This is a genomic window from Zunongwangia atlantica 22II14-10F7 (assembly GCF_002094855.1).
GTDB classification, from domain to species: Bacteria; Bacteroidota; Bacteroidia; order Flavobacteriales; family Flavobacteriaceae; genus Zunongwangia; species Zunongwangia atlantica.
In genome coordinates this window covers 200,413-225,916 of sequence record NZ_ARYN01000007.1, presented here as the reverse complement: position 1 = coordinate 225,916, position 25,504 = coordinate 200,413, and the positions used below count along the sequence as shown (strand labels likewise).

Sequence of the window (25,504 nt, the reverse complement as noted above, 5' to 3'; positions counted from 1 at the left end):
CCCGATATATTGAATATGAAGAAGAAAATTGCCATCGCAATGGGCGGTTTTTCAAGTGAATACCGCATTTCTATAAATAGTGGAAACATGGTTTACGAAAACCTGGATCTTGATAAATACGAGCCTTACCGCGTGCATATTTTACAAAATGAGTGGTTTGTAGTAGCTGCAGATGATACTCCGTATCCCATAAATAGAAGTGATTTCACGGTAAAAATTAATGGTGAAATCATCAAATTTGACTGTGTTTTTAATACCATTCACGGCACACCAGGTGAAAACGGATTATTGCAAGCCTATTTGGAATTGCTGAATATTCCGCAAACGGCAGCAGATCATTATCAATCGGCGTTAACTTTTAACAAGCGTGATCTTATTAGCGTTTTACAGCCCTACGGAATTAAAACCGCTAAAAACTATTTTCTAAATAAAGGTGATATTGTAGATACTGAAGCCATTATTGATAAAGTGGGACTTCCCTGTTTTGTAAAGGCGAATCGTGCCGGAAGTAGCTTTGGCATTACAAAGGTGAAGCAAAAAGACGAATTATATCGAGCGGCACAAAATGCATTTCAGGAAGATGATGAAGCAATTATCGAATCTTTCCTTGATGGCACTGAAGTTTCAGTGGGTGTAATTACTTATAATGGTGAATTACTTGCACTTCCGGTAACCGAAATTGTTTCAGAAAATGAATTCTTCGATTATGAAGCGAAATATCTGGGCAAATCTCAGGAGATCACTCCTGCAAGAATTTCAGAAGAAGACACAAAAAAGGTTCAGGAAATCGCTAAACTGATCTATCAGAAATTAAAGATGAAAGGTTTTACACGCTCTGAATTTATATTCCATAACGGCGAACCACATTTTATTGAAATGAACACCACACCGGGATTAAGCCAGGCCAGTATTTTACCTCAGCAGGCAGCGAAAGCAGGTATTAGCTTACAAGATTTATATGGTAGCGCAATAGAAGCGGCTTTAAGCTAAGATTGTTAAAAATTATAGCCGATTTTTAAATCGAATGTACCTGTGTAACCGTGATTGCTAGTTTCATCCAGATTTATGCCATAACCAATTGGCCCAATAGCAATTTCAAACCCAAAGTGTTGGCCAATATTCCGCTTAATTCCCCATTTCGGAATAAAATCCAGAGTATTGGCAGTACTATGATTACGATCATTCGAAATTACAAACAAATCTGAATGTAAAGTCGTTTCTAAACTTAAATAATTAGCGCCATTATTCCACGTATTCCTTTCTTTTCTTCCTCTCTTTTTAATATTATAATACCAACGAGGTTCAATTTTAATTAACGGAATCAAAGCATAGTTAACGCTATTCTCATAATGTGTTCCTCCCCATAATCCGGCATCAAATCCAATTTCTGTTCTTAGTGCAAACTGATCTGCTAATCTCGACTCATTATATCCCCAAATCCCTAAAACACCAGTTTGAATCCCAAATAAGGATTTTTCTACGGAAGCGTTTTGTGCTTTTAAAGCTGAACTTGAAAAAATAAAAATTACTAATACTGTGATGATTCTGTTCATTTTTTGATCGATGCGTTTCCGAAAAGACGAATATATAAAAATAACGCTTACCTCTATAATATCAATTGAAATTTTGTTTCCTTCTTTTTTTATAAGACCTTAGTATTGATAATCGATTTTCTATGAAAAGAGCAGTATTTCCGGGATCTTTTGATCCTATTACTTTAGGGCATGTAGATATTATTGAAAGAGGACTTCCTCTTTTTGATGAAATCGTTCTGGCAATTGGAACCAACAGCAGTAAAAAGTATATGTTTTCTTTAGAAAAACGACTTGAATTCCTTGAAAAAACCTTCCAAAACGAGTCTAAAATTAAGGTAACCACCTACAGCGGACTAACAGTTGATTTTTGCAAAGAAATTGACGCTAAATTCTTACTTCGCGGACTTAGAAACGGGATCGATTTGGAATTTGAAAAAGCTATTGGCCAAACCAACTACAAAATGGAAAATATCGAAACTGTTTTTCTAATCGCTTCTTCTGGCTTTGAACATATTTCTTCTACCATTGTAAGAGATGTGATGCAACACGGCGGAAAATATGAGTTTATGGTGCCGGATTCGGTGAGTAGTGAGTAGTGAGTAGTGAGTAGTGAGTAGTGAGTAGTGAGTAGTGAGTAGTGAGTAGTGAGTAGTGAGTAAGTTTCACTTTTAATTTTTCATATTGCATTGCAAAATGAAAAATTTTAAAAATGCCTTCTAAAAACCTACAATATCACTTCCCAAACATCTATTTTTTATTATCTCTATTCTAAAATCTAGTATCTAACAGCTCTAGCGATCTAAAATTTAATACTCCGTCACGTGTCCCCAGTTTTCTCCGGTTTTGATTCGGTGTAACTGCATTTCTGAAATCCCAAATTGTTTAGCGATCATTTTTAAACGTGTTCTTCTGTTAGGATCAAAGATCTTACGCTTAATAAACTTCACTTTAGTTTCAGTTAGTTTTGCGTGGCTAGGAAGCTTTCTTTTAATATTCTTATTATCAGGATTACTAAACTGATGGATCTCTTTTTCTCGCTTTGTGGCCCATTGCAAATTCTCTAAGCGATTATCGGTCTTATCGTAATTTAAATGAATTACGTAGCGTTGCCCCTCTTTTGGTTCCAAGAAATTTTCAGCTAAAATTTTATGAGTATATCGGCTGGACCAAACACCATTTTTAAGTTTTATACGAATCATTTCGTAACCATTGCCCAGTCGCTTTTCCTGAAGTTCTTCACCTTCTTCAGTAATTTTAATTACTCGGCCTAAATTGGAAATTTTATAGCGAATTTCATCTGAAACATTATCGCCAAACTCGACTTCTTTCCACTGTTCATTAAAATAACTTCGTATCATAGGGATTGTATTTACTTCAATTTAGAAAAAATAATTAACTGCTACGCCTGTAAAATAATTACGCGGATAGCCAGGATAATAATATCGTGGTGCGGCGCCACCAAAACCAACCGCATTTGGTAAAACACTGGCGGCATAATGTTCATCAAAAACATTATTTATTCCGCCGTAAATATTTAGCTGAAGATCCTTTATAATATCAAAAGCATACGCTGCTTTTAGATTTACCAGATCATAAGAATTTGTATACAGCGCATTTGCATCGTTTAGCGGAATTTCACCTACATTTCTATAAAGTGCATTGAAACTGAAACCAAAATCTGTACTAAAATCAAATCCTGCATTTAAAGTATGTTTTGGAACTCCTGGTAGTTCATTCCCCGAATAATCTACTTCTTCATTCACAAAACGATCGAACTCAAAAAAGTTGAAGGCAGCGTTTATAAACGGACTCACCTGCCAGTTTTCAGTAAGATCTAAGCTATATTTTCCGAAGAATTCAATTCCGTTATGATCGGTTTTACCCGCGTTGATTCCAACATATTGATCTTCAGCAACTCTTTGCGCCACCAATAAATTTCTCACCTGGATGCTGTACAAAGAAACTTCAGTATATAATCGATTATTTAACCAGTTTCCTTTAAAACCTATTTCGTAATTAAATCCTGTTTCAGCTTTTAGATCGGTGTTTATTTGCCCTTCCGGAGTCAAAGTTTCAGCAACGGTTGGTGTAGAAAACCCATGGCTTACAGATGCGTAAATATTCTTCCGTTTAGCAACTTCATAAGACAAACCCAATCTTGGAGAAAAAACGGCATCAAAAGTATAACTGCCGGTTTGATCGATATTATCTTCAGCATAAAAATCATCTAAACTATAAGCGGTTGTGTTAAAATTTAAGCCGGCTTCTAACAACAAACGTTCGCTCAAATCTATATTTAATTGCGCAAAGAAATTCGCATAATGGCGATCCTGCTCATTATTACTTAAGCGTTCTCCACGCACACTACCAAGATTATCGAAATCTTCGTATAAATTTTCAAAAGTTCCGGTTTCGTACCATTCATTATAATATTGCGCGCCAAAACTAAATTCTGAAGGCAATTCAAAAAGTTTTGTAGAAAGGCTAAAATTGGTTCTTGCTCCGGCAGATAATCGCTCTTCTTTTAAAATATCGAATGGTCTTGGCTCGTAGCCATTTCTAAAACTTAAGAATACACTGGTTTGATTGGTGAAATTTTCAGAAAAATGATGATTATAACTCACACCTAACAAACCACGATCATAACTTTCGTAACCTCTGGAAGCTCCCCAGGTGTATGCGGCACTTTCTGGATCGTTTAAAAAATCGTCCTCATTTATCGAACTTGGGATATAAGCTTTTAGTTTGACGAAATTGGCCAAAAACGACAGACTATTTTTTCCTGAAGTCAGCACTTTTGCATTCACAAGTCCAGATTTTCTATCGTAAGAACCATTCTCGCGCCAGCCGTCACTTTGCACATGATTATAGGTCGCAAAAACTGAAGAATTTGCTCCATTTATAGAAATTACATCAGATTTTTTCCAGGTATTGTAACTTCCTCCCTGCACTTTTACACCAACCCGACTTTCATTTGCTCCGGGATCTGCGGAATACAGGTTTATCGACCCACCAAGTCCGGCGCCGTAAATACTACTTGTTGGACCTTTTATCACCTCAACACGTTCTAAAGATTCCTGGCCGATATCATCTAAAGTGAGGGAGCCTTCTGCGGTTGCCAGCGGAATTCCGTCGAAATACGCCTGAATTCTATTCGTAGTATATTGCGCTCTACCTCCAATTCCGCGAATATTGATCTTATTGGTATTTAAAGCTCCCTGATTGACATAAACCCCGGGCACATAATTAAGGTTATCGACAAAATTTGTAGCATCTGTTCTTTCCAGATCGTTTTTGGAAAGCAAACTTACCGCTGCGGGTGTTTTTTGGAGTTCGGTTGGGATTAACGTACTTCTTAATTTTACTTCGGAAAGTGACTCGTTCGAGGGTGCCAGGTAAACTTTAAAATTAGTGTCATTTTTATCGAATCTTAGCTTTTGTGTTTCAAATCCTATGGCGCTGAATTTTAAAACTACCGGAAAGTCTATATTCTGAATATTAAAAAAACCATCTTTACCTGAAACAGCAACAACTTCTGAGGCTGCAATGATATTTACATTTGCGATCGCTTCAGAAGTTGTTTCATTTAAAATTTGTCCCTTCAGATTCTGACAAAAAGATTGTTGTGCGCAAATCACCAATATTAGCGCGATAATTATTTTCTTCAATTGTTCTTTTTTAAGAAACGAAATTACTTATTATTCCGCAGAAACTCTCCACACTACTCCGCCGTTATCATCGTTCACCAATAGATCTCCGTTTGGTAAAGTAGTAACTCCAACCGGGCGACCATAAACTTTGCTGCCATCTTCACTGGCAATAAAACCGGTTAAGAAATCTTCTGGTTGCTGTGGCTTTCCGTTGGCATCAAAAGGAATAAAAAGCACTTTATATCCTGCAAAATTTGAACGATTCCATGAACCATGTTGTCCTACAAAAGCTCCGTTTTTATATTTTTCAGGAAATTGATCTTTATCGTAGAAAGTGATTCCTAAAGATGCGGTATGTGATCCCACCGGAACATCTGGAATAATCGCTTTTTCCACCATATCATTATGCGGTTCTTTATGCCATCTTGGATCTTTAATATCTCCATAATATGAATAAGGCCAACCATACCAGCCACCTTGTTTAACGCTAGTTACATAATCTGGCACTAAATTATCACCAATTTTATCACGTTCGTTAACGGCAGCCCAAAGTTCTCCCGTTATTGGATTATAATCTACGCCAACTGGATTTCTTAAACCAGCCGCATAAACGATCTCATTACTACCATCTGGATCCATCATAAGCACATTTGCTCTGCGCTTTTCTTTTTCCATACCGTGTTCACCGGCGTTACTGGAAGATCCAACGGTAACCACCAATTTGTTTCCGTCTTTGCTTGCGATTAAATTACGCGTCCAGTGGTGGTTATAACCTCCGGCAGGTAATTCCTTAACCAATTCGCCTTCTCCTTCTAAGGAAGTCATTCCTTCTTTATAAGACCATCTTTTTATGGCATCCACATTAGCGACATAAAAATAACCATCTAAAATTAGCATTCCGTAAGGCTGATTTAGATCTTCAGCAAAAACAAAACGTTGTTCTGGCTTCCCATCCTTATTGGCATCTCTAAAAAGTGTAATTCTGTTTGCACTTTTCTTAGCATCATCACTTTCTACTACAAAAATATCTTTTCCGTTAGGTGATACATAAGATCTTCTAGGATGATCTAAATCTTCAGCAAATTTAGAAACTTTAAAACCTGCAGGTGCTGTTGGCATTTGTCCTTCTGGCCATGGCACGATCTCGCTTCGCTTCTCTACAGATTTTGTTGAAAATGGCGAAGGCAACTCTAGAGGTCCAACGGTAGTTTGAACAGTTATTGGTGGCTGTTTCGCTAATTTCTCTTTCATCTTTTTAGGTAAGTCCTCCTGCATTTGCGCAATTCCTGAAAAACCTATGAGTGTTGACAAACCAATACTTAATATTGTCTTCTTTTTCATTTCTTAGCTTTTTCCCGAAAATAATCTGAAATAAGACTTCAGAAAAATCATTACTAAGGATTAAGTATAGTTTAACAGCAAAATGCAAGAAGATAAAATGTTATGTGAAAAAACATAGTCTAAAACCTACAATTTTAAATCACGTATTCTCTTACAAGAATCTATTATTAGCACTCTAAATTAGCGGCTTTAGCATATTTTAAGTATGTTTACAACCTATATTTGTTGTTAGTTAGTATTTATGAAAAGAATTCTTTTCTTAGGCATTATAATTATAGCTTTTGGTTCCTGCGATTTTTCGAAATATCAGCTTCAGGACGATTATGATTTTACGACTCGTTTTGAAATTTCAAATGGAACTGAAACCGATACTTATCCCAACGTAATCAGTTTTTACGAAGATCTGGCTAAAGCTTACCCTTCTGTACAACTAAAAGCATTTGATACTACCGATAGCGGAGAACCTTTACATCTAGCCATCTTTAATCCAGATGCGCAGTTCGACATTGCAAAAATCAAAGAAAACAAGAGTATTTTATTGGTCTTAAACGGAATTCATCCCGGTGAAAGTGATGGTATCGATGCTACGATGATGATGTTTAGGGATATGGCGCAGGATTCGATCAAAGTTCCAGAAAATGTTGTGCTCGCAACTATTCCTGTTTACAATATTGGCGGTGCTTTAAATAGAAACTCATTTTCCAGAACCAATCAAAATGGGCCAAAAGCTTACGGATTTAGAGGAAACGCTCGTAACTACGATCTAAATCGTGATTTTGCGAAAGCAGATTCTAAAAATGCCCGTGCTTTTTATAAAATTTACCATTATTTGGATCCAGAAGTTTTTATAGATAATCACGTAAGCAACGGTGCAGATTATCAATATGTATTAACACATCTTTTTACTCAGCACAACAGGTTGGGAGGCGATATTGGTAAATATCTTGATGAAAAAATGATGCCGGCTTTAGAAGATTCCTTAAAAATAAAGAATCTTGATATTACACCTTATGTGAATGTTTTTAATGAAGTTCCTGAAAACGGATTTTCTCAATTTGTAGATTATCCTCGCTATTCTACGGGCTATACGACAATGTGGAATACTTTAGGAATGATGGTAGAAACACATATGCTGAAGCCTTACGATAAACGTGTTTGGGGAACTTACGAGCTTATGCGATCTATGGTTGCCATTACCGACAATCAATCTGAAAAAATAAAAGGCTTAAGAGCTGCTGAAAATAAAAAATATCTTACCAAACGCTGGTATCCTGTACACTATAAACCAGATATGGAAGATCCAAGTATCCGCGAATTTAAAGCATATGAGGGCAAAATGATACCGAGTGAGGTTACCGGTGGCGAACGTTTAAAGTACGACCGCAGCAAAGCTTTTACAAAAGACATCGAATATTTCAACAATTTTGTTGCTGAAGACCGTATCGATATTCCTAGAGCTTACGTTATTCCGCAAGGTTGGTGGAATGTAATTGATCTTTTAAAGTTGAATAACATTAAGATGAAAGCTTTTGAAAAAGATACCACAATGTACGTTCAGCAATATAAAATTGAAAACTATCAAACGGGAAACTCTCCTTACGAAGGGCATTATATGCATCGTAATACTGAAGTTTCCGCTAGTATGGATTCTATTAAATTCAGAAAGGGTGATTACTATGTAAGCACTTTTCAGGACGGCGTTCGCTATTTATTGGAAATGTTAGAACCAGCCGCAGAAGATTCTTTCTTCAACTGGAATTATTTTGATACCGTACTTCAGCAAAAAGAACATTTCTCTCCTTATGTATTCGAGGATATTGCTAAAGATCTGCTAGATAAAAATCCAGATTTAAAAGATACTTTTGAGGATAAGAAAACAAACGATCCAGATTTTGCCCAAAATTGGTATGCGCAACTAGAATGGATTCACAAACACTCTAAATATTACGAAACCGCACATTTACGCTATCCTATTTTCAGGATTCCACGCTAGAGGTTTTAGGAACGGTAATTTCGTCTTCTTCAAACAATAATTTTATGTTGGCATAAGAGTTTTTAAGGGCTTTTTCGGCTTTTTCAGGATTTTTCCACTTTACTTTTTCGATGCCTTCTTTTTCCTGCGGAATCAATTCACCTTCATAATCACTAGTCATATTGTACCAATGGGTTTCCTTTAGACGATATTTCCCCTTGCGCTTAAAAATATGGAAAGTAGTTCTTAAAAAACTAGTGATTTCTAATCCTGTAATTGCAGTTTCTTCAGCAACTTCACGAATCGCACATTCTTTTATGGTTTCACCTTTTTCAATCTTTCCTTTAGGTAAATCCCATTTTTTATTTCTGTAGATAAAAAGAATTTCTCCGTTTTTATTATAAACCTTGCCACCGCCGGCCACAACAACTCTTATTCGCTTCCGTAGAAACTTTAAAAGCTTTTCCTCTTTTCTATGATAAAGATTTACATGTGTAATTTTACCCTTATTAATTTTTCTAATTAAACGTTTTAATCGTACGGTTTTGATAGAATAGGTTTTATATTCGCCTCCCAAATCTTTTTTTGTGGAAAGAATTATCGGGGTATCATTCACAAAAACTTTATACATTTGCAGTATGATTTTAAATAAAGAAACAGCAATAAAAACTGCTGAAGTGTTATTGCAAATTAAAGCAATAAAATTAGAACCACAAGAGCCTTTTACATGGGCCAGCGGATGGAAGTCTCCTATTTACTGTGACAATCGAATCGTTTTATCTTATCCTTTGATTAGAAACTTTATACGTGAGAATTTCGCTAAACAGGTTGAAGAAATTTACGGAAAACCAGATGTAATTGCTGCGGTAGCAACCGGTGCCATTGGTATTGGAATGCTTGTAGCAGAGTATCTAAGTCTGCCATTTGTTTATGTAAGACCTGAAGCTAAATCTCACGGAAGAAAAAACCAGATCGAAGGAAATCTTGAAGCAGGGCAAACTGTAGTGGTGATCGAAGATCTAATAAGCACTGGCGGTAGCAGCTTAAATGCGGTTAAAGCTTTAAGAGATAGTGGTGCTAACGTAAAGGGTATGCTCGCTATTTTTTCTTATGGTTTTGATATTGCTGAAGAAAATATTAAAAACGCAGATCTTGATGTACATACATTAAGCAACTACGATTATTTAATCGATACAGCGCAACGCACAAGTTATATTAAAGAATCTGAAGTAGAAATATTAAAAAGCTGGAGAAAAGATCCTGCAAATTGGAGCCCACAATAATATGAATTTAGAAAGCCCAAAAGTAACTGCCAGTAAAAGCCAGCAGGAAATGTACAATTTCCTGACGAACGTAGAGAATTACGATCAAATAATGCCAAGCAGCAAAGAGAAATTTGAGGTTTTATCTTCAGAGAAATTTCTTTTTCAGTTGAAGGGAATGCCCGAGATCGTTCTTAAAATCGTAAACACAGATGAACCAAACCTTGTGGTTTTAGGGTCTGGATCTGATAAGTTTCCTTTCACGCTAAGCATTCATATTAATGAAGCTGGTACAGGAAGTGAAGTTCAGTTTTTATTTAATGGTGAATTTAATGCCATGATGGCGATGATGGTAAAAAGTCCGTTACAAAAATTCATCAATAATCTAAGTGAAAATATTTCGAAATTATAGATTTCGAAATTCGATAAAATTAGAAGCTGTTTTAAAATTCGATATTTTAGAACAGCTTTTTTAATACATTAATTTCACCTCTTTTAGATCGAAAGTTTTAAAAACAGCATCTTCAATTTCTACATTTAAAAGTCCGTTTGTGGTCACTCCGCGAATAATTCCGTTAAAAAAATCTCCGTTTGGATACTGAAAAGCAGCCACAACATCTTTTTTAAACATCAAAGCGGCATATTCTTCTAAAATTTGTGTTTCATTTTCCTCGGAAAGTCCTTCTAAATGATTTGAAAGTTCTTCCAGGATTGCATTTAAAATTTCATCCAGATTAAAAGTATTACCGGTTTGAAGTTTTAATGAAGAAGCCTGCTTTAAATCACCAAAATCGTCCTGATTTATATTTAAACCAATTCCAATAATACTGGCCGCGATGTCAGTATGCTTCAGGATATTTTCGATTAAAATTCCGCCAATCTTAAAGTTTCCTGACATTATGTCGTTGGGCCATTTTACGCTTAATTTTGGAGTGTTAAACTTCCGCAGTACATTTATCACCGAAAGGGAAACAACGGCACTTAGCAAAAAATGATGATTAACAGTTAGCTTAATTTTAGGATAAAGTAAGCTGAATGTTAGATTTTTGCCTGCAGTTACATTCCAAACAGTACCTCTTTGCCCCTTTCCTTTAGTTTGAAATCTTGCAGAAACACATACCGGTTCGAAGCTAGAATTACCCGTATAATACTGCTTTACGAAGTCGTTAGTAGAGGGGATGGCATCAACTTTGATTATACGCATAATAGAATATAGAAAAGATTGTCGCTAAATGTTGTGTTAAGTAGGTCTATAAAAAGCCAAAAAAACATAACTTTGCGTAAATAAATAAATTTAATGACGAAAAAAGAAACAAACAGCGATCAACTTATAGCACATATCATTAAGGGAATTGAAGACGTAAAAGGAAATGATATAGATATCCTCGATTTAAGAGAGATTGATAATACAGTTTGTGATTATTTTGTTATCTGCAACGGTACTTCTAACACACAGGTTAACGCCATCGTTAATTCCGTTCAAAAATCCGTTAGTAAAGCTTTAAAAGATAAGCCCTGGCATATCGAAGGTAGCGAGAATGCTGAGTGGGTTTTAATGGATTATGTGAACGTAGTTGTTCATGTATTCCAAAAGCATATTAGAGAGTTTTACGACATCGAAAGTCTTTGGGGTGACGCTAAAATTACCTCTATAGAGACAAAGTATTAATTATTTAGAAGAAAGAAAGACCAATAATGGCGAAACAGCAATCAAATAAAAAATTAGATCCTAAAAAGCCTAAGTTTAGTGCATACTGGATTTATGCGATCATCATATTAATCTTTTTAGGAATCAACTTTTTTGGCGGAAGTGGATTTGGCGAGCCAGCTAAAATTACTCCTTCAGATTATATGAAATACCTTTCTGAAGGTGATGTTCAGAAAACAGAAGTAATTAACGAGAGAGTTGCCCGCGTTTATTTAACAAGCGAGGCTAAAGAAAAGCCAGTACATAAAAAATCTGGCGAAAGTGATTTCTTAAGCACAGGTACTTCCCCAGACTATAGTTTTAACATAGGTAGTTTAGAAAAATTTCAAACTGATATTCAGGAAATTGAAGAAGAAAACAATGTTGAAGCTAATTTAACTTTTGAAAACGAACCAAATTACATAGGTGATATTTTAATTACCCTTTTACCTTTTGTACTTATAATTGGTATCTGGATTTTTATTATGCGAAAAATGAGTTCTGGCGGCGCTGGAGGTGCTGGAGGACAAATTTTCAATATTGGTAAATCCAAGGCTAAATTATTTGATCAAAATACAGATGTAAAAACTTCTTTTAAAAATGTTGCCGGTCTTGAAGGTGCTAAAGAAGAAGTTCAGGAAATCGTAGACTTTTTAAAACAACCTGAAAAATACACCAGCCTTGGTGGTAAAATACCTAAAGGAGCTTTACTTGTAGGACCTCCGGGAACAGGTAAAACTTTATTAGCGAAGGCTGTTGCCGGTGAGGCTAAAGTACCTTTCTTCTCTCTTTCTGGATCAGATTTCGTAGAAATGTTCGTAGGAGTTGGTGCATCTAGAGTTCGAGATCTATTTAAACAAGCGAAAGAAAAATCGCCATCGATCATCTTTATTGATGAGATTGACGCTATAGGTCGTGCTCGTGGAAAAAGTAACTTCTCTGGTTCTAACGACGAAAGGGAAAACACTTTAAACCAGTTATTGACAGAAATGGATGGTTTTGGTACTAATACTAACGTGATTGTTATTGCGGCTACCAACCGTGCAGATGTACTAGACAAAGCATTAATGCGTGCCGGGCGTTTTGATAGACAGATTTACGTAGACCTTCCAGATCTGAACGAAAGACGTGAGATTTTTGAAGTTCACTTAAAGCCACTTAAAAAAGTTGCGGACGAACTTGATACAGAATTCCTTGCAAAGCAAACTCCGGGATTCTCTGGAGCAGATATCGCTAATGTTTGTAATGAAGCAGCGCTTATCGCCGCAAGAAAAGGAAACAAGGCTGTTGGGAAACAAGATTTCTTAGATGCAGTAGATCGTATCGTAGGAGGACTTGAAAAGAAAAATAAAATTATTACTCCTGAAGAGAAAAAAGCCATCGCTTTTCATGAAGCAGGACACGCAACGGTTAGCTGGATGTTAGAGCATGCGGCTCCGCTTGTAAAAGTAACTATTGTACCCCGTGGACAGTCTCTTGGTGCTGCCTGGTATTTACCAGAAGAGCGCTTAATTGTGAGGCCAGAACAAATGCTGGATGAAATGTGTGCTGCTCTTGGTGGTCGTGCTGCAGAAAAAGTTATTTTCGATAAAATTTCTACTGGTGCTTTAAGTGACCTTGAAAAAGTAACTAAACAGGCTAAAGCTATGGTTACGATCTATGGTCTTAACGATAAAGTAGGAAACCTTACGTACTACGATTCCTCAGGACAAAGTGAATATAACTTCACAAAGCCATATAGTGAAAAAACTTCAGAGCTTATAGATAAAGAGATTTCAAATTTAATTGAAAGCCAATATCAAAGAGCTATAGATCTTCTTACTGAAAATAAAGATAAGCTTAGCCAGCTAGCCGAGATACTACTGGACAAAGAAGTTATCTTTAAAGACGATCTTCAAAATATTTTTGGTGAGCGACCATTTGCAAAAAAAGAAGGCCATGAAGTTAGAGAGAGCGAAGAATCTGCTCCATCTACTTCTAACCCAAGTAGTACGCCAAAAGAATCTGATAGCGAAGATTTAAAAGGAAGCACTTCGCTAGACAAATAAAATTTGGACTAATGCTAAAAAATCTTAATTTAAGTAAGCGTTAAATTAAGATTTTTTACCTTTGGTTAAAATGATATTTAGAACCACACCCAAAATTATATGAATCTATTTAGGAGATTCTTAAACCCTAAAAAAAATAAGTCAGACAAAGATCAGGAAACTCCTGAGAATGCTGACCGTGGGAAGTATATGCCTGAAGTAAAACTTCCTACAGACGAGCGTTTTATGCTCAATTTTAAAAATAACGGGGGAAAATTCTTGTACTGCGAAGATGAAGAAGAGGTGCAAGAAGCTTTTGATAATATTTTATTAGAAAATGACTGGTACGAGAAACAATGTTGTTGTTTTGATGAAAATCTTAAAAGTAAGTTCGATAATTTCAATCTAGATTTTAATTTATCTGCCGGCGCTTCATTTTTTCTTTCTACATGCGAATATCTGGTTGCCAACGATGGCTCGATCCTTATTTCAAGTAATCAAATTAAAGAAAGAAAGCTAAGAGAATTACCGTCAGACTTTATTATACTATCATCAACAAGCCAGCTTATAGACAGTATTGGGGAAGGCTTAAGAGGTATCAAGTTTAAAAATAAACAACGTATTCCCTCAAACATTACGACCATTAAAAACTTTGAACCACAGAAGGAAAGTGATTTTATGAGCTACGGTAGCAGTAGTAAAAATCTTTATTTACTTCTTCTGGAAGATCTTTAATATTTTATGAGGGAAGCGATTATAAGAACCGTATCAGGGCTACTTTATATTTCTATTTTAGTAGCATCTATCCTTTCTTCAGAGTTAATATTTATTGGCCTGTTTTACATTTTAGGCTTAATTTGCCTTATAGAAATGCAAAAGCTTTTACACTTAAAAAGCTATGCACTATACATTGTACAAGCCTTACTTTTTTATCTTTTTAGTATTTTAAAATTCGACCAAAATGCGACGCTGCTCTTATTAGCCGTGACCATTTTTGTAAATCTATTCTTAGTAAAAGATCTTCTGGTAATTCGTAAAATACCGGTTTTCGAAAAGAAGAAATATATCATTATCATATTTTATCTAATTTCTTCTGTAATCTTTTTAACCCTAATACCAACGATCGAGGGTGAGTTTAAGCCTAAGCTGGTAGTAGGTATCTTCGGATTAATTTGGACAAACGATACTTTTGCTTATATTATTGGTAAGAACTTTGGAAAACGTAAATTATTTGAAAGAATTTCACCCAATAAAACGATAGAAGGTTTTATTGGCGGAATAATTTTCACAGCCATTGTGAGTTATTTTATTTCAATCTATACCGATTTCTTAAGTTATCAAGACTGGATAGGATTAGCCATTTTCATTAGTATTTTCGGAACTTTAGGTGATCTTATTCAATCCAAATTTAAAAGACAGGCCGGCGTAAAAGACAGCGGAAAATTAATGCCGGGACATGGAGGCTTGTTTGATAGGCTAGATAGTATTATTTTTGCCGCCCCATTTATATATGCTTACTTATACCTTTTAAATTATGTTTCATAAAGAAGGATACAAAATCATGGCAATTACAGCAGTTTCCCTGCTAGTAATAAATATTGGTTCTTATTCGTTAATAAACCAATATTGGATAAAATTTGCCATCCTTTTAGCTTCAATAGTCTTTTTTATCCTTATTGTGCAATTTTTTAGAAACCCAACCAGAAGAACTGCGCTAAACGACGATCATGTGGTTGCCCCTGTAGATGGAAAGGTTGTAGCTATAGAAGAAGTATTTGAAAAAGAATATTTTCAGGAAAAAAGATTACAGGTTAGCATTTTTATGTCGCCATTAAACGTACATGTCACCAGACATCCTGTAGGCGGAATCGTAAAGTACAGTAAATATCACCCGGGAAAGTTTTTAGTTGCCTGGCATCCAAAATCGAGTGAAGAAAACGAAAGAACCACCGTTGTAGTAGAAAATGCTGTAACAGGACCAGTACTTTATCGTCAAATAGCAGGAGCACTAGCTAAGCGTATAGTTAATTATGCGCAAGAAGGTAATGAAGTGATACAAGGAAGTGATAGCGGATTTATAAAATTTGGATCGCGCGTAGATGTGTTCTTACCAATAGGCACTCCGATTAAAGTTTCATTAAATGAAAAAGTAAAAGGCGGAATAACCGTTATTGCTGAAGTTTAATTTTATTTTTTAGTTATGCCTGAAAAGACCAGGGAACGCTTTTTAAAAGCCTATGAAATGGCCAGCAATACTGATAAGAAATTCCCTCCAGATGTATTGCTTCATTTTTACTCATACTATAAAAGAGCTACAGAGCAAAACGGATTTTATATTCCTCCTTCTGAAACCGGAGATCTTCGCAGCGCGTTTAAAATTAATGCTCTTGTACAGGTTAAAAACTTAAGCCAAAAGGAAGCTGAAGAAAAATATATCGAGCTTGTTGAAGAACACATTGGCAAAGTCCCTGAATAGGTTTAAAGTTTAGGGAAATTAGAATTCTTAAGATTTTAAATCTTAAGCCAGGAAAAATTCTCTCTACAATTTTAGATTTTATTTAAACTGTATTCTTTACTGGTTTTTAGTTTCTTTATTTCAGTAGTTAAATTATCACCTCTATTCTCTAATCCATCTTCTTAATTCTAGACCTACCCGCAATCTATATTCTCAAAAAAATCAAGTAAAAAACGTCGGGGCAAGCCCATAAAGCATTCTCTGGAATAAATTTTTAGCTTCGAGGTATTACACCATTTGGCGGTGCCAATAAAAAAGCCCCACTTAATCGTGAGGCTCAATTTTTTATTTGATCTATAATTCTATTTCAAACTCGCTAAACTTGCCTTTAAAGCTTCAATTTTAGCTTCAGCATCTGCTTGTTTGGCTTTTTCAACCGCTACAACTTTCTCTGGGGCATTGTTCACAAAACGCTCGTTAGAAAGCTTTTTATTCACTGAATTCAAGAAACCTTCAGTATATTTTAATTCTTCTTCCAGTTTAGCAATTTCAGCTTCTACATCTATTGCCCCACCAACCGGAATAAAATAATCATTAGATTTAACACGGAAAGAAAGAGCGCCTTCAACCTGTTCATTCACATATTCCAGATTGGCGATATTCCCCATTTTGGCGATCACTTTATCAAACGAGTCTGAAACATTATCGTTATTCTGAACTTTAAGATCGATCTCGTTCTTAAATGCAATATTCTTGTCTTTTCTAATCTTTCTTACTCCGGAAATTACTTCGGAAGCAAAAACAAATTCATTAATAATATTTTCATCATAAGAAACCTGCTCTGGCCATTTTGCTACGATCAAAGCTTCCTCTGGCGTTCTATCACTAATGGTTTGCCAAATTTCTTCAGTAACAAAAGGCATAAACGGATGAAGAATCCTTAAATTATCTTCTAAAATTGCGATTACCGCATCAAATGTTTTCTTATCGATTGGTTGCTCATAACCAGGCTTCACCATCTCTAAGAACCAGCTACAGTAATCGTCCCAAATTAACTTGTATGTTCCCATCAATGCATCACTAATTCTGTATTTAGAATAATGATCTTCGATTTCAGCCAAACTCTTCTGGAATTTCGCCTTATACCAATCGATCGCAATTTTCGATGTTTCTGGCTGCTCAATTTCTTCTGAAACTTCCCATCCCATCACTAAACGGAAGGCATTCCAAATCTTATTCGCAAAAGCACTACCCTGCTTACAAAGATCCTCCTCAAACATAAGATCGTTCCCAGCAGGAGAACTTAGCAACATCCCAACACGAACACCATCTGCACCGTATTGATCGATTAATCCAAGCGGATCTGGTGAATTCCCTAAAGATTTCGACATCTTACGACGTTGCTTATCACGAACAATCCCGGTTAAATACACATTTTTGAATGGTCGCTCACCTCGATATTCGTAACCTGCAATAATCATTCTTGCAACCCAGAAGAATAAAATCTCTGGTGCTGTTACCAAATCGTTAGTTGGGTAATAATATTTTATTTCTTCATTTTCTGGCTCTAAAACTCCGTTGAAAACGCTCATTGGCCATAACCAGGAAGAGAACCAGGTATCTAAAGCATCTTTATCCTGTGTAAGATCTTCAGCAGTTAAAGCCGAATTTCCTGTTTTTTCCTGTGCTTTTTTAACTGCATCTTCTAGTGATTCAGCAACTACAAAATCATTAGCTCCATCGCCATAGTAATACGCCGGAATTTGATGTCCCCACCAAAGCTGACGAGAAATGTTCCAATCACGCACATTTTCCATCCAGTGGCGGTACGTACTTAAAAACTTCTCTGGCACTAAATTAATATCGTCTCCAATAACAGCATCGATCGCCGGCTGCGCCAGATCTTTCATTTTTAAGAACCACTGGTCGCTTAGTTTTGGCTCGATAACCGCACCAGTACGTTCACTGGTTCCTACTTTATTGGTATGCTCTTCAGTTTTAACTAAAACTCCAGATTCTTTTAATTCTGCAACAATTTCTTTTCTTACGGTAAAACGATCTTTGCCGGCATAATGCATTCCGAAATCATTAAGCGTTGCATCGTCATTAAAAATGTCGATAATTTCAAGATTGTGCTTATCTCCCAACATTTTATCATTCTCGTCGTGCGCCGGAGTAACTTTTAAGCAACCAGTACCAAATTCCAGATCCACATATTCATCTTCAATAATAGGGATTACTCGACCACAAATTGGCACGATCGCCTTTTTCCCTTTAAGATGCGTAAAACGCTCGTCGTTAGGATTAATACAAATGGCAGTATCTCCAAGAATCGTTTCAGGACGTGTTGTAGCGATAGTTACGACCTCATCACTTCCTTCGATCTTATAATTAAGATAATATAAATGACCTTGTTTTTCTTGGTAGATCACCTCTTCGTCAGAAAGTGTGGTCTTAGCTTCAGGATCCCAGTTTACCATTCTAAATCCACGATAAACCAAACCTTTTTCATACAGATCTACAAAAACTTTGATCACAGATGCAGACATATTGTCGTCCATCGTAAACTTTGTACGATCCCAGTCACATGAAGCACCTAATTTTTTAAGCTGATCCAGGATAATCCCGCCATGTTTATGCGTCCATTCCCAGGCATGCTCTAAAAACTCTTCTCGAGAAAGATCATTTTTACTAATTCCTTCACTTTTAAGTTTTGCCACAACCTTTGCTTCAGTAGCGATAGAAGCATGATCTGTACCCGGTACCCAGCACGCATTAAATCCTTTTAAACGAGCTCTTCTCACCAAAACATCCTGAATAGTATTATTCAGCATGTGCCCCATATGCAGGACTCCTGTTACGTTTGGTGGCGGGATAACAATGGTATAAGGTTCTCTTTCGTCTACCTCAGAATGGAAGTATTTATTATCCATCCAGTATTTGTACCATTTATCTTCTACTTTATTTGCGCTGTATTGTGAAGCGATTGCCATAATTGGTCTAGTTTTTGAAAATAAAGGCAAAAGTAATTATAAGTGAAGGAATTTAAAAGAAGTTGAATTGAATATAATTTTTGAATCTGTTGCAATTCAGTGTATCTTTACTCTTCCGAAAATTATTGAATTATGAAAAAACTAGTATTAATCGCCATTTTAGCCTTTGTAGGATTCAATTCTGCAATGGCACAAAAAACTGCTAAAATGCAGTTTAAGTCTGAAACTCTAGACTATGGCGAAATTAAAAAAGGAAGCGACGGCGTTCGTGTTTTCGAATTTACAAATACTGGAGACATCGATTTGGTGATCACCAATGTAACTTCCAGTTGTGGCTGTACAATCCCTAAAAAACCAGACGGCCCGGTAAAACCAGGGGAATCTGGAAAAATTGAAGTAAAATATGACACAAGACGTGTTGGCCCAATTAGAAAAACAGTTACGGTATATTCTAATGCAGAAGAGCCTACCAAAGCTTTAAAAATAAAAGGTAGGGTTTTAGATGATGAAGCTGCTAAGACCGATGATGGTGATACAGACACCAAGTAATTTACGATAACAATAGATTAAAAACTCCCGAAAAATCGGGAGTTTTTTTTATTATATAAAGTCTTAATTTAAAAAGTAAACTCACTGCTAGTAAGCTTATCTATTTTATTCAGAAAATTTACTATTTAAAAGTATCCTGGCAATTATCAGTTGCTGAGCATTTAATCTAGAATACCGAGTTAAATTTCAATAAAAGCTTCCCAATATTCTTAGTTTAATTTTGCATTTTTGCACCAAACATAAAACGCAAAAGAATGCCTTCAATTTCTAAAAAAGGGCTTAGCATGCCCGAATCTCCGATAAGGAAATTAGTTCCGTTTGCAGAAGCAGCGGCAAAACAAGGTAAAAATATATACCAGTTAAATATTGGTCAGCCAGATATTAAAACTCCAGATGTTGCCATGCAGGCCGTTAAGGATAATAGTATCGAAGTTTTATCTTATAGCCACTCTGCAGGATTTGCAAGCTATCGCGAAAAACTGGCTAAATATTACGAGAGAAATGATATTCATGTTTCTTCAGAAGATATTATCGTAACCACTGGTGGTTCTGAAGCTCTTTTATTCGCCATGGGAACAATTACCGATCCCGGAGACGAGGTAATTATTCCTGAACCGTTTTATGCCAATTATAATGGTTTTGCAACTTCTAGCGGAGTAACAATTGTGCCAATAGAATCTTCAATAGAAAACAATTTTGCATTACCTCCAATTTCAGAATTCGAGAAATTGATCACAGAAAACACAAAAGCGATCCTTCTTTGTAATCCTGGAAATCCAACAGGATATCTTTACACCAAAGAAGAAGTACAACAAATCGCCGATCTTGCTTTAAAGCATGATCTTTTTGTTGTGGCCGATGAAGTTTATCGTGAATTCACTTACGACGGAGTAAAACATAATAGTATTATGAGTATTCCAGAATTAGCGAATAACGCTATTATGGTAGATTCGGTTTCCAAGCGTTTTAGTATGTGCGGTGCTCGTATTGGATGTTTGGTTTCTAAAAACAAGGAAGTGATCACTACCGCAATGAAGTTTGCACAGGCAAGACTTAGCCCGCCAACTTTAGCACAAATTGCCAGTGAAGCCGCTTTAGATACTCCGCAGGAATATTTTGAAGAAGTAAACGAAGAATATACCTTAAGAAGAAATATACTTGTTGAAGGTCTAGAAAAGATCGAAGGCGTTAATGTAGCAAAACCAAAAGGTGCTTTTTATTGTATTGCTGAATTACCTATAGAAAATGCAGATGCTTTTGCACAATGGTTACTAGAAGATTTTGAATACGAAGGTGAAACCGTAATGGTAGCTCCTGCCGCTGGTTTTTATTCTACACCTAACACAGGTTTAAACCAGGTTCGGATTGCATACGTTCTTAAAAGAGAAGACCTGGAGCGTGCAATAAAAATCCTGGAAGTAGCGATTAAAGAATATACCAGCAAATAATAATCATGAAGGTAATCCATAATGTTTCTTTAAAGCCCTACAACACCTTTGGTATTGATGTAAGAGCAAGTAAATTCATCAAAATCCAATCGATTGAAGATTTAAAGAAGATTTTAAGGAAAACCTATGCTGAAGAACTTTTTATCCTTGGCGGTGGCAGCAATATGCTCTTAACCGGAGATATTCATAAAACAGTACTCCAAATTGACCTTAAAGGAAAAGAAGTTGTAGAAGAAAAAAACGATTATGTAATTATAAAAGCTCATGCCGGCGAAAACTGGCATGAGTTTGTTTTATGGACGCTAGAGCAAAATTTTGGCGGCCTGGAAAATCTTTCCCTAATCCCAGGAAATGTAGGCACTTCCCCAATTCAGAATATTGGCGCTTATGGCGTAGAACTTAAAGACAATTTTGTGTCCTGCGAAGCCATAAATATTCAAACACTAGAAAGCCGCACTTTTACGCTAGAAGATTGTGATTTTGGTTATCGAAATTCGGTTTTTAAAAACAAGCTGAAAGGCCAGTACATCATCACCAGTGTAAACTTTAAACTGAGTTCTAAAAACCACCAACTCAAGATGGATTATGGTGCCATTAGAACTGAACTGGAAGCTCTAGAAAGCCCAACAATCAAAGATATTTCGAATGCGGTGATTAAAATCAGGGAAAGTAAATTACCAAATCCTGCCGAAATTGGTAATTCTGGAAGCTTTTTTAAAAACCCTGTTATTTCTGCGGAAGCTTTTAATAATTTACAAAAACAGTTTCCTGAAATACCTAGTTATCCAATTAGTGCTACTGAAGTTAAAGTTCCTGCCGGTTGGCTTATCGACCAGTCGGGATTAAAAGGATATCGCGATGGTGATGCAGGAGTACACAAAAAACAGGCGTTAGTTTTAGTGAATTATGGCAATGCCAGCGGAAGCGACATTTTAATGCTCTCCATAAAAGTTAGAGAAGTTGTAAAAGAGAAATTTGGGATCGACTTGGAACCTGAAGTGAATATCATCTAATTTTGCGCCACAATTTCGTTTATTTTATATAGAAATCCGTTTGAAGCTTTGGCGGGTTTAGCCAATTTCAACAATTCTCCAGAAGCCGATTTTATATAAATTTCACCATCTTTTTCTTCAAACTCTAACCTGGAGCCTTCCATGTTTTCCAACAATAATTGATGCCGATTTTCGATAATTTCAGCCTTCAATTTTTCGTAAGGCAAAGCGCGATTCAGCATAAATAATTTAGAGAAGCCTGCCGACTCATTTTCGTTGAATTCAGCATAATTTATTTTTTCAAAAGCTTCATCTTCCGGAGCAAATACAGTGTACGGCCCACGGCCTTTCAATAAAGTCGCCGCCAGATCTCCATTTTGAAGCACTTGATTAAAATTAGAAAGCTCCATATCTTCTGCTACGAGAATAGCAATACTTTGTGATTTAGCCGCTGCTTCCATTCGCTTTGCATTTTGAACACTTAGCAGGCTATCTTCTATTTTTAACTCATTAAGTACATTTTGCTGCTGCTTTTGCTTAAGTTTATCGCAACTTATTAGAGAAAACAATATCGCTAAAATTAAAATTATAGACTTCATACTTCTAAACTACAGACACTTAAAAACTCATTACGGTAAAACTTCGTTAAAGAATGTAAATCAAATACTAAACCTGCGACTTATTTTAAAAACGAGCGAATAATTCGTATTTTTGCATCACAAGATTTAATTATGGAACTATTTATCATAACAGCGGTTTTATTAGGATTGGCCTTTGCGGGTATAGCAATTAAAATATGGGGAAAGAAAGATGGGGAGTTTGCAGGAACCTGCGCTAGCCAGAGTCCATTTTTAAACAAAGAAGGCGAACCTTGCAGTTTCTGCGGAAAAGCGCCAGACGAAAAGTGTAAAAATCCAGAGCAACAGACCAATTAATGCTGAATGGCAACAGTTCTATTTGCCCTTTTTCTTCTATTCGCGGCAATTAACATTGGTTATTTTCTAGCTTTTTTTAGCTTTTCTGGCTCCAGATCTTCTGAAGCTAAACCGGTAACATTTCCTGTTTCGGTAATAGTTTGTGCTAAAAATGAAGCTGAAAATCTACAAAATTTCCTGCCTTCGATCTTAGAGCAGGATTATCCAGATTTCGAGGTAATCGTAATTAACGATGCTTCTGCAGATAATACTTTAGATATAATTGAAGAATTTCAGCTACAGGATCCAAGAATTAAAATCGTAAACGTTGTAAATAACGAAGCTTTTTGGGCGAATAAAAAATACGCACTTACATTGGGAATCAAAAAAGCGCAAAATGAACATCTTATTTTCACAGATGCAGATTGCGCCCCTCAATCGATTCATTGGTTACGCCACATGGCTTCAGGGTTTTCAGAAGAAAAAACTATCGTGTTGGGTTATGGCGGATACTTTCAGTATAGAAAATCATTTATTAATAAGTTAATTCGTTTTGAAACGCTTTTAACGGCTATTCAATATTTTTCGTACGCTAAACTTGGTAATCCTTATATGGGTGTAGGCAGAAATCTAGCTTACACTTCTGGCCAATTTTATAAATTGAATGGTTTTGCATCTCACCTACAAATTAGATCTGGCGACGACGACCTGTTTGTAAACGAAGCAGCTACAAATAAAAATGTAGTCCTTTGCGATCATAAAGAAAGTATTACCAGAAGTGTCCCAAAAACTAGTCTTCCTGTATGGTTTAGACAAAAAAGACGACATGCCACTGTGGCGAAATTCTATAAATCCAAGCATAAATTTTTATTAGGATTATTTTATTCCAGTAGATTACTGTTTTGGATCCTATTAATTATTCTATTGGTTTTTAAAATGTACTGGCCATTCACTTTAGGTGTTCTAGGACTAACCCTAATTATCGAAGGAATTGTATATTTTCAATCGGCCAAAAAACTAGATGAAAAGGATATTATTTGGTTATTTCCTATTCTGGAACCTTTCCTAATCATATCGCAATTAGGTATATTTATAGCCAACATTATTTCAAAACCCTCACATTGGAAATAAATCAGGAGTTATTATTGCAAAAAATCCAGGAAGCAAAAAAGGGAAGTCAGTCGGCTTTTAACTATTTGCTGGATAAGTTTTGGAACGATGTTTATGGCTTTCAGCTTAAAAAAACACAAAACGAGTATGAAGCTGAAGATATTACCATCCAAACCTTCTCGAAAGCTTTTAAACGATTAGATACTTTTGATGAAAATTACTCGTTTAGCACCTGGTTAATTGCTATTTCTAAAAATCTTCATGTAGATATTCTTCGGAAGAAAAATAGCCAGTTACGCATGAATACTATTTCTGAAGCTACCGAAAAAGTAAATACGATCGTAGACGAAACACCTTCAATAGAAGATAAGCTAATTACTGAGCAAAATTTGGCGCAACTACTTCAGGACATTAAGAAATTAAAACCACATTATCAGGAAGTTTTAAATCTTCGGTTTTTTCAGGAGAAATCCTATAAAGAAATTTCAGAATCGCTGGGAGAGCCTATGAATAATGTAAAAGTTAAATTACTACGGGCCAAAAAATTACTTTCAGAAATTATCGAAGATCGTAAATAATAGTTCCTGAAAATTCCCTATATCTAAAAATACCATTTAGCTTTGCAAACTAGCTACGTCTAATTATGCAATTAGATAGAATATTGTATCTTTGAACAAGAGATTTTTGCTATGAGTACAGAAACACTTGCACCCCAGAAAACAGCACCTAAAGGAAAACCAAAATGGCTTAGAGTTAAGCTTCCTACAGGTAAAAAATATACAGAATTACGTAGTCTTGTAGATAAATACGATCTACATACAATTTGTACTTCAGGTAGTTGCCCAAACATGGGTGAATGCTGGAGCGAAGGAACCGCAACTTTTATGATTTTGGGTAATATTTGTACTCGTTCCTGCGGATTTTGTGGCGTTAAAACCGGTAGACCAGAAACGGTAGATTGGGACGAGCCAGAGAAAGTTGCACGCTCTATTAAATTAATGAAAATTAAACACGCGGTGGTTACAAGTGTAGACCGTGATGATTTAAAAGATATGGGATCTATCATTTGGGCAGAAACGGTAAAAGCCATTCGCCGAATGAATCCTGAAACCACTTTAGAAACACTTATCCCAGATTTTCAGGGAAATACCAGAAATATTGATCGTATCGTAGAGGTAGCTCCAGAAGTTGTTTCTCATAACATGGAAACCGTTCGCAGATTAACTCGCGAAGTTAGAATCCAGGCTAAATACGATCGCTCTTTAGAAGTTTTACGTTATTTAAAAGAACAAGGCATAAATCGTACAAAATCGGGAATTATGCTTGGTCTTGGTGAAACTGAAGAAGAAGTAATTCAAACACTTCACGATCTTAAAGACGCTAACGTAGATGTGGTGACTATTGGGCAGTATTTACAGCCAAGTAAACGCCATTTACCCGTTAAGCAATTTATCACACCAGATCAATTTAAAAAATACGAAGCTATTGGTTTAGATCTTGGATTTAGACATGTAGAGAGTAGTGCACTGGTAAGATCTTCTTACAAAGCGCAAAAGCACATTAACTAAG

General features: G+C 35.9%; 26 protein-coding genes. 18 read left to right on the top strand and 8 right to left on the bottom strand.

Annotated features, from left to right (window positions below; all coding sequences use genetic code 11):
* The first annotated feature begins 15 nt into the window (after nt 1–15).
* Nucleotides 16–990: a D-alanine--D-alanine ligase gene (locus tag IIF7_RS09520; protein WP_084841445.1), complete on the top strand. Its 975-nt coding sequence runs from the start codon at nt 16–18 to the stop codon at nt 988–990.
* A 5-nt stretch (nt 991–995) separates the two neighbouring features.
* Here the strand turns inward: IIF7_RS09520 and IIF7_RS09515 are convergent, their stop codons facing one another.
* Complete coding sequence (locus IIF7_RS09515) at nt 996–1,553, bottom strand: hypothetical protein (RefSeq protein WP_084841444.1); 558 nt, start codon at nt 1,551–1,553, stop codon at nt 996–998.
* A 122-nt stretch (nt 1,554–1,675) separates the two neighbouring features.
* Here IIF7_RS09515 and coaD point away from each other — a divergent pair, with 122 nt between their 5' ends.
* Nucleotides 1,676–2,131 (top strand): pantetheine-phosphate adenylyltransferase, encoded by a 456-nt coding sequence (coaD, locus tag IIF7_RS09510; RefSeq protein ID WP_084841443.1) that lies wholly within the window; start codon nt 1,676–1,678, stop codon nt 2,129–2,131.
* Between the two features lie 210 nt (nt 2,132–2,341).
* On the opposite strand, the gene IIF7_RS09505 is transcribed toward coaD, so the two are convergent.
* The 3 genes from IIF7_RS09505 to IIF7_RS09495 are packed head-to-tail and all read right to left on the bottom strand — an operon-like array spanning nt 2,342 to nt 6,526.
* On the bottom strand, nt 2,342–2,893 hold the full coding sequence (locus IIF7_RS09505) for an HNH endonuclease (protein ID WP_084841442.1): 552 nt from the start codon (nt 2,891–2,893) through the stop codon (nt 2,342–2,344).
* Between the two features lie 21 nt (nt 2,894–2,914).
* Complete coding sequence (locus IIF7_RS09500; RefSeq protein WP_245801601.1) at nt 2,915–5,203, bottom strand: TonB-dependent receptor; 2,289 nt, start codon at nt 5,201–5,203, stop codon at nt 2,915–2,917.
* A 30-nt stretch (nt 5,204–5,233) separates the two neighbouring features.
* The gene (locus tag IIF7_RS09495; protein ID WP_084841441.1) at nt 5,234–6,526 is read right to left on the bottom strand and encodes a PQQ-dependent sugar dehydrogenase; all 1,293 of its coding nucleotides are present in this window, start codon (nt 6,524–6,526) and stop codon (nt 5,234–5,236) included.
* Nucleotides 6,527–6,767: 241 nt separating this feature from the next.
* Here IIF7_RS09495 and IIF7_RS09490 point away from each other — a divergent pair, with 241 nt between their 5' ends.
* Nucleotides 6,768–8,519, top strand: a complete 1,752-nt coding sequence (locus IIF7_RS09490) for a M14 family metallopeptidase (RefSeq protein ID WP_084841440.1) — start codon at nt 6,768–6,770, stop codon at nt 8,517–8,519.
* On the opposite strand, the gene IIF7_RS09485 is transcribed toward IIF7_RS09490, so the two are convergent.
* Entirely contained in the window at nt 8,503–9,129 is a 627-nt protein-coding gene (locus tag IIF7_RS09485) for an NUDIX hydrolase (protein WP_084841439.1), read from the bottom strand. The two genes, IIF7_RS09490 and IIF7_RS09485, sit on opposite strands and share 17 nt — an antisense overlap.
* A 7-nt stretch (nt 9,130–9,136) precedes the next feature.
* Between IIF7_RS09485 and pyrE the strand changes: the two genes are divergently transcribed.
* Both pyrE and IIF7_RS09475 read left to right on the top strand, forming a co-directional pair.
* On the top strand, nt 9,137–9,781 hold the full coding sequence (gene pyrE / locus IIF7_RS09480) for an orotate phosphoribosyltransferase (RefSeq protein ID WP_084841438.1): 645 nt from the start codon (nt 9,137–9,139) through the stop codon (nt 9,779–9,781).
* Between the two features lies 1 nt (nt 9,782).
* Nucleotides 9,783–10,172: an orotate phosphoribosyltransferase gene (locus tag IIF7_RS09475; protein ID WP_084841437.1), complete on the top strand. Its 390-nt coding sequence runs from the start codon at nt 9,783–9,785 to the stop codon at nt 10,170–10,172.
* 60 nt (nt 10,173–10,232) lie between these two features.
* Here the strand turns inward: IIF7_RS09475 and IIF7_RS09470 are convergent, their stop codons facing one another.
* Nucleotides 10,233–10,964, bottom strand: a complete 732-nt coding sequence (locus IIF7_RS09470) for a biotin--[acetyl-CoA-carboxylase] ligase (protein WP_084841436.1) — start codon at nt 10,962–10,964, stop codon at nt 10,233–10,235.
* Nucleotides 10,965–11,057: 93 nt separating this feature from the next.
* Here IIF7_RS09470 and rsfS point away from each other — a divergent pair, with 93 nt between their 5' ends.
* The 6 genes from rsfS to IIF7_RS09440 all read left to right on the top strand — a co-directional run bounded on the left by rsfS (nt 11,058) and on the right by IIF7_RS09440 (nt 15,950).
* Nucleotides 11,058–11,429 carry a ribosome silencing factor gene (gene rsfS, locus IIF7_RS09465; RefSeq protein WP_084841435.1) on the top strand — a complete coding sequence of 124 codons (372 nt, stop codon included), beginning with the start codon at nt 11,058–11,060 and terminating at the stop codon, nt 11,427–11,429.
* A 26-nt stretch (nt 11,430–11,455) separates the two neighbouring features.
* Entirely contained in the window at nt 11,456–13,495 is a 2,040-nt protein-coding gene (gene ftsH / locus IIF7_RS09460) for an ATP-dependent zinc metalloprotease FtsH (RefSeq protein WP_084841434.1), read from the top strand.
* A 99-nt stretch (nt 13,496–13,594) separates the two neighbouring features.
* Entirely contained in the window at nt 13,595–14,209 is a 615-nt protein-coding gene (locus tag IIF7_RS09455) for an LUD domain-containing protein (RefSeq protein WP_084841433.1), read from the top strand.
* A gap of 6 nt (nt 14,210–14,215) precedes the next feature.
* On the top strand, nt 14,216–15,019 hold the full coding sequence (locus IIF7_RS09450) for a phosphatidate cytidylyltransferase (RefSeq protein WP_084841432.1): 804 nt from the start codon (nt 14,216–14,218) through the stop codon (nt 15,017–15,019).
* The gene (locus IIF7_RS09445; RefSeq protein ID WP_084841431.1) at nt 15,009–15,659 is read left to right on the top strand and encodes a phosphatidylserine decarboxylase family protein; all 651 of its coding nucleotides are present in this window, start codon (nt 15,009–15,011) and stop codon (nt 15,657–15,659) included. Before IIF7_RS09450 ends, IIF7_RS09445 begins: the two co-directional genes overlap by 11 nt.
* Before the next feature lie 15 nt (nt 15,660–15,674).
* Entirely contained in the window at nt 15,675–15,950 is a 276-nt protein-coding gene (locus IIF7_RS09440) for an acyl-CoA-binding protein (protein WP_084841430.1), read from the top strand.
* 341 nt (nt 15,951–16,291) lie between these two features.
* Here IIF7_RS09440 and IIF7_RS09435 read toward each other — a convergent pair whose 3' ends face one another.
* Complete coding sequence (locus tag IIF7_RS09435) at nt 16,292–18,922, bottom strand: valine--tRNA ligase (RefSeq protein ID WP_084841429.1); 2,631 nt, start codon at nt 18,920–18,922, stop codon at nt 16,292–16,294.
* A 132-nt stretch (nt 18,923–19,054) separates the two neighbouring features.
* On the opposite strand from IIF7_RS09435, the gene IIF7_RS09430 reads away from it, so the two are divergent.
* The 3 genes from IIF7_RS09430 to murB all read left to right on the top strand — a co-directional run bounded on the left by IIF7_RS09430 (nt 19,055) and on the right by murB (nt 21,932).
* Entirely contained in the window at nt 19,055–19,471 is a 417-nt protein-coding gene (locus IIF7_RS09430) for a DUF1573 domain-containing protein (RefSeq protein WP_084841428.1), read from the top strand.
* Nucleotides 19,472–19,725: 254 nt separating this feature from the next.
* The gene (locus tag IIF7_RS09425; protein ID WP_084841427.1) at nt 19,726–20,919 is read left to right on the top strand and encodes a pyridoxal phosphate-dependent aminotransferase; all 1,194 of its coding nucleotides are present in this window, start codon (nt 19,726–19,728) and stop codon (nt 20,917–20,919) included.
* 5 nt (nt 20,920–20,924) lie between these two features.
* A complete protein-coding gene (gene murB / locus IIF7_RS09420; RefSeq protein ID WP_084841426.1) occupies nt 20,925–21,932 on the top strand; it encodes a UDP-N-acetylmuramate dehydrogenase in 1,008 nt (335 codons plus the stop codon).
* Here the strand turns inward: murB and IIF7_RS09415 are convergent.
* Entirely contained in the window at nt 21,929–22,510 is a 582-nt protein-coding gene (locus IIF7_RS09415; protein ID WP_084841425.1) for a fasciclin domain-containing protein, read from the bottom strand. The genes murB and IIF7_RS09415 overlap by 4 nt on opposite strands.
* 132 nt (nt 22,511–22,642) lie before the next feature.
* Between IIF7_RS09415 and IIF7_RS09410 the strand changes: the two genes are divergently transcribed.
* The 4 genes from IIF7_RS09410 (at nt 22,643) to lipA (ending at nt 25,503) form a co-directional block, all read left to right on the top strand.
* Nucleotides 22,643–22,846, top strand: coding sequence for a membrane or secreted protein (locus tag IIF7_RS09410; protein WP_084841424.1), 204 nt, complete (start codon nt 22,643–22,645; stop codon nt 22,844–22,846).
* A 6-nt stretch (nt 22,847–22,852) separates the two neighbouring features.
* Nucleotides 22,853–23,956, top strand: coding sequence for a glycosyltransferase (locus tag IIF7_RS09405; RefSeq protein WP_084841423.1), 1,104 nt, complete (start codon nt 22,853–22,855; stop codon nt 23,954–23,956).
* Nucleotides 23,947–24,513 carry an RNA polymerase sigma factor gene (locus IIF7_RS09400; protein WP_084841422.1) on the top strand — a complete coding sequence of 189 codons (567 nt, stop codon included), beginning with the start codon at nt 23,947–23,949 and terminating at the stop codon, nt 24,511–24,513. Before IIF7_RS09405 ends, IIF7_RS09400 begins: the two co-directional genes overlap by 10 nt.
* A 111-nt stretch (nt 24,514–24,624) precedes the next feature.
* A complete protein-coding gene (gene lipA / locus IIF7_RS09395) occupies nt 24,625–25,503 on the top strand; it encodes a lipoyl synthase (protein WP_084841421.1) in 879 nt (292 codons plus the stop codon).
* Nucleotide 25,504 lies beyond the last annotated feature (1 nt).